1 protein-coding gene is annotated in these 816 nt (G+C 29.5%); it reads right to left on the reverse strand.

Going from position 1 to position 816, the window contains the following annotated elements:
* Positions 1-548: hypothetical protein (locus tag AC1DRQ_RS31915; RefSeq protein WP_477430232.1), on the reverse strand; the 548-nt coding region annotated here is incomplete at its 3' end.
* Positions 549-816 lie beyond the last annotated feature (268 nt).

Consider the following 816-nt stretch of genomic DNA (forward strand, 5'->3'; position numbering starts at 1 on the left):
CCCGCCACATTACTTGAAAATTTATAATTAACTTTTTTTGCTTTTATTGTTTCAATAATTAAATAAAATTTGAAGTTCTCGTAATGATTATTTATCACAAAATTCTTAATCTCTTGTTTCTTTTGAGAAAGTATTTGATCAATATCAAGCAGCATTGCTCTGGATATAACTGTTCCATCAAACGAGATCGCAGTTTCTACTTTAGTATTATTATCTATGCCCGTATTAGCTAATAAGCCTAAAGTGCTTAATCCTAGAAAATTACCTAATACCCCCCAACTCATTTTACGATTTTCCGAGGCGCTTCGAAGTTTTGCTTCGCCCTCGGTTGCTTTAATATCCAAATAAGTTATTGGGATTTGCTTTTTATTTTGATCAATAGCAAATATAAAACCAACCCTGTCTAAGGTGTTTGGAGCCACCGACATGTTAAAATCATTTAAAACAACTTCAGATAATTCGCGATCTTTTTTCTCGCGGTCTTTTTTTAAAGATGAACATCCATTTATAACTATTATAAATGAAATAAACATTAAAAATCGTCTCATAATAGTGGGTTTAAGTAAATAATTGACTGTATTAGGTATATATTAAATATAAGTATATCATTCAAGAAATAACCATTATGAGCGGTTTGTTACTTTTTTGTGAAAAAGAGTACAATTTTAACATTCCTGCTTTTCTTCGATACTAACCGTCATGCTCCATTTATTAAGAATTTTCCCTATGAAAGGATTTTTTATACATAATAATCCAACTGTCCTTTTTTTTTGAAATATTCAATTCACGATTTTTACACAATCAATTTCCTCTAAC

It is taken from the genome of Mucilaginibacter sp. P4_E8 (genome assembly GCF_056401495.1).